Raw genomic sequence first — 7,735 nt, forward strand, 5'->3', positions numbered from 1 at the left:
TTCCATACCCGCACACACAAAAGCCCCGGCCACGACGCCGAGGCTCAACACCCCACCACACAAACTGGCGAAGGCTCCACAAAACGCTTGTCTTTTCAGCCACGGGCGAAGTATATTCGACGCTTCCCGCATGACTGTCGAACACGTCGGCGTCCGTCATTTGTCGCCCTCGGCGTCGTCGCGGTCCTTGCCGTACATCTCCGGGATGAACCGCTCCTGATCGTGCAGACGCCCCCATATCACCGGCTCCTCGACCTCCAGCGACTTGCGCACGTCGATGATCCGCTGGTTCCTCGATCCACGGAACTGCAGGAGCGAGTCGTGCTGGTCCTTGAGATAGCGTCCGTCCACGAGCACGTCGATGAGTTCGAGCAGCTCGCGCTTGTCCGGGGTCTCCCCCGGCCTCATGAGCTCCTCCCACGTGTAGCCGGTCCAGCACCAGATGTCCTTGGCGTCGCCGAACCGTTCGCGGATTCTGCGCACGAGCGGTATGAGCACGGGCGTGTTGAGCAGCGGCTCGCCGCCCAGCAGGGTGAGCCCCTGCACGAACGACTGGGAGAGGTCGTCCATGATCTGGTCCTCAAGACGCTGGTTGTATTCGTATCCGGCCTGGAAATCCCAGATGGACGAGTTATAGCATCCGTCGCAGCGGAACGGGCATCCGCTCACATAGATGGAGCACCGGATGCCTTCGCCGTCGGTCATGAGGAACCGCTTGTAGTCGGCGATCATGCTGCGGCACATGCGCCGTCCGTCCCATTGTCCGGCCCGGGGATTGTTCGTCAGCGCGCTGGGGACTCCGGGGCCGCGGTCCGGCTCGCCGGCGGCGAAGTCATGGTGCTTCACCTGCTTCCATGAATTCTGCGGCATGGCCACCTCCTTACACGCAAAGAAGGCTCCCCTCCTCGGACGGGAGGGGAGCCGCCATGTCATCGGGACGTCACTTGGTCTCTTCGAACCACTCGCGCTCGGTGCCGTCGGAGAGGGTCACGTGGCCGGTCTCGCCGCTCATGTGCTTGACGCGGTGGGCGATCTCCTCGTGGCGGCCGTGCACCATCGGGCGCTGCACCGGGTTGCCCAGATAGCCGCAGGTGCGCTTGGTCACGTTGCACTTGTCCGGGTCGGAGTTGCCGCACTCGGGGCACTTGAAGCCCTCCTCGGTCGGTTCGAAGTCGCCCTCGAACCCGCACACGAAGCAGTGGTCGATCGGCGTGTTCGTGCCGAGGTAGCCGATGCCGATGTTGTAGGCGTAGTCCCACACCGCCTCAAGGGCCTTCGGGTTCGGCTGCAGGCACGGGAACTCGCAGTAGTTGATGAAGCCGCCGGAGGCGAGGTACGGGAAGTCCTTCTCGTAGGCCAGCTTCTCCATCGGGGTGGGCTGCAGCCACACCGGGTAGTGGAAGGAGTTGGTGTAGAAGTCGTGGTCGGTGACGCCCGGGACCTTGCCGAACTTCTCGCGGTCCATGCGGTTGAAGCGGTCGGTGAGCGACTCCGCCGGCGTGGAGTACACGGAGTAGTGGTATCCCTCGGCGGCGCTCCACTGCTTGCACAGGTCGTTCATGCGCTGCACGATGGAGAGCGCGAACTTCTTGCCGTCCTCGTCCCAGTGGTGGTCGGTCATCCAGTCCCTGCCGAAGAACACGGCGGTGGTCTCGTACAGGCCGATGTAGCCGAGCGACACGGTGGCGCGCCCGTCCTTGAACAGCTTGTCGACCTTGTCGTTGGCGTTCAGTCGGCCGAAGGCGCCATAGCGGTACAGGGTCGGCGCATTGACCGGCGTGGCCTGCTTGCAGCGCATGATGCGGAACTGCAGGGCCTCGTGGGCGATCTCCATGCGCTGGTTGAACAGCTTCCAGAAGCGCTCCACGTCGCCGTGGGATTCCAGGGCGATGCGCGGCACGTTCACGGAGACGACGCCGAGGTTCATGCGGCCGTCGGTCACGTCCTTGCCGGTCTTCGGGTCCTTCCAGCCCTGCAGGAAGGAGCGGCATCCCATCGGGGCCTTGAACGAGCCGGTGATCTTCACGATGTTCTCGTAGAACACGACGTCCGGGTACATGCGCTTGGTGGCGGATTCGAGCGCCAGCTGCTTGAGGTCGTAGTTCGGGTCGCCCGGGTCGGCGTTCACGCCGTGCCTGATGGTGAACACGAGCTTGGGGAAGATGGCGGTGTGGCGGTCCTTGCCGAGGCCGCGGATGCGGTTGAGCAGGATGGCGCGCTGGATCTCACGCGCGAACCAAGAGGTGCCGAGGCCGAAGCCCACGGTGACGAACGGGGTCTGGCCGTTGGAGACGCGGTTGGAGTTGATCTGGTACTCCATGGTCTGCATGGCGTCGTAGATGGCCTTGCGGGTCATGATCTTGGCGTAGACCTCGCGCAGCTGCTCGATCTCGGAGAGGTTCTCGTCGAACGGCACGTCGTCGGCCAGCGGCTCGCGGTTCTCGAAATGCAGCCACCTGGGCTCCTGCGCCTTGAGACCGCGGACCACGTCCTCGGCCACGTTGACGGGCATCTCGTCGGGCAGGATGGCCTCGGCCATGCGCAGGTTCTTGTCGTAGTCGCGCTTGGCGTAGCGTTCGAGCATCTCGTCGCAGCGGTTGACGGTCTGGCCGCCGTACTGGCATCCGGCGATGTCCTTGATGATCTGCGTGATCTGCGTGGCGGCGGTGCCGATGGACTTCGGGGAGTCCATCATGGCGTTGCCGAGCGCGAAGCCGTGCGCGAGCATGTCGCCGAAGTCCGGCAGCGAGCAGTTGCTCATGGCGGTGAACGGCGAGTAGTCGGCGTCGTGGAAGTGGATGTCGCCCTTCATGTGGGCGTTGGAGACGCGTTCGGGCAGCATGGAGAAGGCGGAGGCCTTGCTCACGGCGCCGGCGAGCAGGTCGCGCTGGGTGGCGTAGACGTTGGAGTCCTTGTTGGCGTTCTCGCGCACGAGGGCCTCGTCCTTGTTGATCAGACGGCTCACGGCCTCGTTGATGTCGGTGGCCTTGGCGCGCTCGATGTCGCGGTTGAGGCGGTAGTTCGTGTAGGTGCGGGCCACCTCGTACAGGTGCTCCCCGATCAGGGCGTGCTCGACGAGGTTCTGGATGTCCTCGATCTTGGCGGGGCCGGTGTAGCGGTCCTTGACCTCGGCTTCCACGCGCAGGGCGATGTCGCGGATGATCTGCTCCTCCTGCGGGCCGACCTTCTTGTCGAGGTCGCCGAACGCCGCCGCCACAGCGTTGATGATGTTGATGGGGTCGAAGTCCACGACGCGGCCGTCACGCTTCTCGACAAGCACCGCATCGCTCCTGTCATCCGTGGCCACTGCCGTATCCTGCTCAAGCACCTGTACGCTCATGGGACTCCTTCCTGATATTCCTTGCCAAAACGTTCGTCAGACGTGTGTTTCGTGGTCGTTCCCGCCGGGACCACGTCAACCGGCCTATTGCACATTACAGCACTTCGACCACAATATCTAGTTGTCTCACATTGCCATAAACGCATATCTAGTGTTTTTGGCGTTATCCTGCGGAAAACCAACGCCGGGCGAAAACGCTCTCGGCGTGTCATCGCCGACCAATGATTGTGCCGGCAACGCAAGACAAACGCGGCACGCCATGGCGTATTGTGACACGCCTCACACGGCCTGTGTGACATAGTTCACGGACGGCGTCGATGTCCCCCTTCTGACCGACAGTTGACCGTATGACCGATTTGTATTCCCAGGCCCCGTCGGCGGGCGGCGACGCCGCGCCGACGCAGCCCCAGCCGCTGCCCAGGCTCGCGCGCGACACGACGCCGGACAACCCGTGGCCGATAAGCCTGCTGAGCCGTAAATACCATGACGCCGTGTCCAAGTGGCCGGGAACGTGGATAGAGGGCCAGATATCCGAGATCAACACGCGCCGCGCCGGCTCCGCCTATCTGACGGTGCGTGACAACGTCGAGGACATCTCTCTGAACGTCACCGGCTTCGGACGGTTCGCGCAGATGGCCCGCGAGTTCCGCCAGGGCGACCGCGTGATCCTGCACGGACGACCCGACGTGTGGATGAAGCAGACCCGGCTGAGCTTCATGGGCGACGACATCCGCCGCGTGGGCAAGGGCGACCTCATGGCCCAGATCGAGGAGCTGCGCAGGCGGTTGAAGGGCGAAGGGCTCTTCGACGCGGAGAACAAGGTGCCACTCCCCGAATTCCCCGGCCGGATCGGACTGGTATGCGCCCCGCAGGCCCGCGCCGAGGGCGACGTCATCACCAACGCCCGGCTGCGCTGGCCCACGATCGAGTTCACCGTGGTGCACGCCCACGTGCAGGGGCCGAGCTGCCCGCCTGACGTCATCGCCGCCATCCGCCGGCTCGACGCCGACCCCGACGTCGACGTGATCATCGTGGCGCGCGGCGGCGGCAGCTTCGAGGACCTCATGGGCTTCTCCGACGAGGGCGTGGTCCGCGCGACGGCCGCCTGTGCGACGCCGATCGTCTCGGCCATCGGCCACGAGGACGACTGGACGCTCATCGACCTCGCCGCCGACCTTCGCGCATCCACCCCCACCGACGCCGCCAAGCGCGTGGTGCCCGACGTGAACGAGCAGCTCCAGCTCGTGGACGAGGCGAGACGCCGCATCCGCGACCGCATCCGCTCCCGTGTGGACAACGAGATGCGGCTCATCGAGGGGTATGCGAACCGCCCCAGCCTCACCCAGCCGCTGACCATGCTCGAACGGCCGCAACGGTTCGTCGACGACGCACGGCAGCGTCTCGACATCGGCCTGCGCCGCATCGTCGACGACGCCGGTCTGACGGTGGAGAAGCTCCACGCCTCGCTCACGGCCCTGAGCCCGCAGTCCACCCTCGACCGCGGATACGCCGTGGTGCAGGACGCGCAGGGGCATGTGGTGGGCGACGCCGCCGACGTCTCCCCCGGCGACGGACTGTCAGTGACGTTGCGGCGGGGCCGCATACACGTCACCGCCGAATAGCGTCCGCCGTCGGCGACAATCCATATATCAATCGATAACACATGTATATAAGGAGTCTGATATGACGAACGATACCGAGAAGACGACGTCCTCCGTTCCGGCCCTGACCGCCGAGGAACTGGAGAAGATCGATTCGCTGAGCTACGAGCAGGCCCGCGACCAGCTCATCCAGGCCGTACAGGCCCTTGAGGCCGGAGGACTGGACCTTGACGCCTCGATGCGCCAGTGGCAGATCGGCGAGGCATTGGCCAAGCGCGCGCAGAAGCTGCTCGACGACGTGCGCTCCCGGCTCGACGCCGCCCAGGCCGAGCAGGCGAGCGCGGGCGCCACCGCCGGCACACAGGGCAACCTGTCCTGAACCATCCCACGGCTCCCCCGCCGCGTGAGACATCCAATCGGCTCCCCTCATGAATGAGGGGAGCTGGCGGCCGCAGGCCGACTGAGGGGAGTTGACATGACGGAAGGCCCCATCCCCTCAGTCCGCTCCGCGGACAGCTCCCCTTCCCCACGGAAGGGGAGCCAAGAAAAAACCATCCGGCTTCCACGCCATGTGAGCCATCCAATCGGCTCCCCTCATGAATGAGGGGAGCTGGCGGCCGCAGGCCGACTGAGGGGAGTTGACACAACGGAACCCCATACACACGCAGAAGGGGCCGTCCACACGGTTGTCGTGCGGACGGCCCCTTCGAATGAACGGATATCCGAGGAGTCTCAGATGCCGAAGACCTCCTTGGCCACCTTCTCCAGAGTGTCGCCGCTGAGCTCGGCGATGTCGTTCTTGGTCGCGTTGATGCGGCCCAGAGCCTCATCGGCCTGCTCGTAGGTCCAGTCCAGACCGGCTTCCTTGGCGACGGCGAGAACATCGTCAACGATAACCACGTTCTTCAGCTTTTCGACCAGCGTCTTCTCGTCCATGAGAACTCCTATTCATAGCAACACAATATCCACCGATATCGAATCGCTCCGATATCAGCCAATCTCTGGTGTAGTCCCTCCACGGAAAAATGTAAAGCCGTGGGAACACGTTTCCATATTTTGTTCAGCGTTCATTCGTCCACATGCAAGGTGGCCAGCAGGGCGGCATGATCGGAACCGGCGACGCGGCTGGTCGTCACATCGTCCGCGCCCACGCCCCTGTCCATGACGATGTGGTCGATGCCGAACATGAGCGGCACCCCCTTGCGGTCGGCCGGCCATGTCGGCGTGAGGCCATGCCCGGCCGACCTCGCCGCGTCGGTGAAGCGGTCGCCGAGGAAGTCGCGGAACGGCGCATGGTCGTATGTGGCGTTGAAGTCGCCCATGAACACGTACGTGCTGCCGGTATGGGAGCGCATGGCGGCGAGTTCGTCGAGACTGCGTTTCCACTGCCTCCAGTAGCCGTTCACGGGAGACGTCGTATGCACGGAGACGAAGCGCAGAGTCTTGCCGTCGCCGAGGGTCACCGTGCCGGCCGGCATCTGCGAGGCGCTGGACTGCACCTCGTCCCGCACGGTGTCGCGCAGCGGCATCGCCGACCAGACGCCGTTGCCGTAGACGCCGTCCGCGGAGGCGGTCTTCGCATAGGGCAGGTACCGCGCGATGCCCGCGGCGTCGAGACGACGCACGAATTCGTCGGTGGTCTCCTGCATGGCGAGCACCTTCACGTGCCGGTCGCGCACAAGCCGCACGATCTGCGCGGCATCGGCACGACCCTTGTACACGTTGCATGTCATCACGCGCAGGGTCTGCGATGAGCCGTCCGCACCCCCGGCCGTCTGCGACGAGGACCCACGGGGCAGCATACCGGCGTAGAACGGCGCCTGCCAATAGGTCAGCAGAACGAGGCAGACCACCATGAGCGCCGTCATGACGCGGCGACGTCCCAGGACGGCGAACAGCAGGGCCGGCACCGCGGCGACGGCGAACCATGGCGTGGCGGCCACGACGTTCGCCGCATACGGCAGCGTGGACATGCCCGACGGCAGCAGACGTGCCGCCACACCGACCATGGTGATGATGCCCAACACGCCGGAGACCACGCCGCAGACCATCCTGCCGGCACGCCCGGCCCCGCCGATCATCGTCATATGACCTCCCGCCCATTCGGAACAAACGCCGACGATACGTCATATGTAGACATGTGTCATATATAGACATATGTCATATATAGACATATGGCATCGTGACGTATCCATGATTCATGCATATGCGTATTCATGCATATGAAAAAGGTCTTGGAACCATATGAACCCATACGATTCCAAGACCTCTCCAGTGCCCGAGATGCGATTCGAACGCACGACACCCGCAAGGCACCATCTGCCGTTTGATGATATTTCACACATTGGACTAATGTAAAAACGTTGAAAAATCAACCTTTTTATTTTTTCGTTCAATAAGCGGGATTGACTATTTTTAGCCATGTTGACGCGGCGTTGTCCCCCAATCGTCCCCGGTTCAGTAGATATCCAGCCATCCATGAACGAAATAGCGAATAACAGATTTCAACACTTTCAATACGTATACGATAATTCCCGAAATGAGAATACCTTAAATGAAACATTGAAATTCCAACGATTTGAAATCCATTTCAATACTTTCAATAATTTCGGTAATGATATTGTAATTAGGTTTTTCGCTATCAATGCACTGAAATTCGGCAGGTGTTGTTGTATGGCAAGCGAATCTTTGATTCGCGCGGCAGCGTTGCGTTTCCCGGGCGTGGATGACGGCGCCTGCATGCTGGAATGGTTTCGCGCGGTCCCCTGTATGGCTGGGGGTGGCCGGTGATTCC

Annotated in this window: 7 protein-coding genes; 2 read left to right on the forward strand and 5 right to left on the reverse strand. The window is 63.0% G+C overall.

The features are described 5' to 3' along the window. Positions 1-156: 156 nt before the first annotated feature. Positions 157-870 carry an anaerobic ribonucleoside-triphosphate reductase activating protein gene (nrdG, locus tag DF200_RS10205; RefSeq protein ID WP_109138164.1) on the reverse strand — a complete coding sequence of 238 codons (714 nt, stop codon included), beginning with the start codon at positions 868-870 and terminating at the stop codon, positions 157-159. A 70-nt stretch (positions 871-940) separates the two neighbouring features. Continuing rightward, positions 941-3,340, reverse strand: a complete 2,400-nt coding sequence (nrdD, locus tag DF200_RS10210; protein ID WP_109138165.1) for an anaerobic ribonucleoside-triphosphate reductase — start codon at positions 3,338-3,340, stop codon at positions 941-943. A 347-nt stretch (positions 3,341-3,687) separates the two neighbouring features. On the opposite strand from nrdD, the gene xseA reads away from it, so the two are divergent. Together xseA and DF200_RS10220 are read left to right on the forward strand one after the other, a co-directional pair. After that, the gene (gene xseA / locus DF200_RS10215) at positions 3,688-4,962 is read left to right on the forward strand and encodes an exodeoxyribonuclease VII large subunit (RefSeq protein WP_109138166.1); all 1,275 of its coding nucleotides are present in this window, start codon (positions 3,688-3,690) and stop codon (positions 4,960-4,962) included. A 61-nt stretch (positions 4,963-5,023) separates the two neighbouring features. Further along, a complete protein-coding gene (locus DF200_RS10220) occupies positions 5,024-5,320 on the forward strand; it encodes an exodeoxyribonuclease VII small subunit (protein WP_109138167.1) in 297 nt (98 codons plus the stop codon). Positions 5,321-5,673: 353 nt separating this feature from the next. On the opposite strand, the gene DF200_RS10225 is transcribed toward DF200_RS10220, so the two are convergent. From DF200_RS10225 to DF200_RS11010, 3 genes are all read right to left on the reverse strand, one after another. Next, complete coding sequence (locus DF200_RS10225) at positions 5,674-5,877, reverse strand: hypothetical protein (RefSeq protein WP_109138168.1); 204 nt, start codon at positions 5,875-5,877, stop codon at positions 5,674-5,676. Positions 5,878-6,008: 131 nt separating this feature from the next. Next, positions 6,009-7,028, reverse strand: a complete 1,020-nt coding sequence (locus DF200_RS10230) for an endonuclease/exonuclease/phosphatase family protein (protein WP_241520235.1) — start codon at positions 7,026-7,028, stop codon at positions 6,009-6,011. A gap of 463 nt (positions 7,029-7,491) precedes the next feature. Further along, positions 7,492-7,735: hypothetical protein (locus tag DF200_RS11010; RefSeq protein WP_206603443.1), on the reverse strand; the 244-nt coding region annotated here is incomplete at its 5' end.

This window comes from Bifidobacterium catulorum, from assembly GCF_003129925.1.
GTDB classification, from domain to species: domain Bacteria; phylum Actinomycetota; class Actinomycetes; order Actinomycetales; family Bifidobacteriaceae; genus Galliscardovia; species Galliscardovia catulorum.

What these genes read in the sequence shown, in the direction of transcription:
- DF200_RS10230 (WP_241520235.1), bottom strand. Translation starts at nt 7,028, where the DNA reads ATGACGATGATCGGCGGGGCCGGGCGTGCCGGCAGGATGGTCTGCGGC.
- nrdG (WP_109138164.1), bottom strand. Translation starts at nt 870, where the DNA reads ATGCCGCAGAATTCATGGAAGCAGGTGAAGCACCATGACTTCGCCGCC.
- xseA (WP_109138166.1), top strand. Translation starts at nt 3,688, where the DNA reads ATGACCGATTTGTATTCCCAGGCCCCGTCGGCGGGCGGCGACGCCGCG.
- nrdD (WP_109138165.1), bottom strand. Translation starts at nt 3,340, where the DNA reads ATGAGCGTACAGGTGCTTGAGCAGGATACGGCAGTGGCCACGGATGAC.
- DF200_RS10220 (WP_109138167.1), top strand. Translation starts at nt 5,024, where the DNA reads ATGACGAACGATACCGAGAAGACGACGTCCTCCGTTCCGGCCCTGACC.
- DF200_RS10225 (WP_109138168.1), bottom strand. Translation starts at nt 5,877, where the DNA reads ATGGACGAGAAGACGCTGGTCGAAAAGCTGAAGAACGTGGTTATCGTT.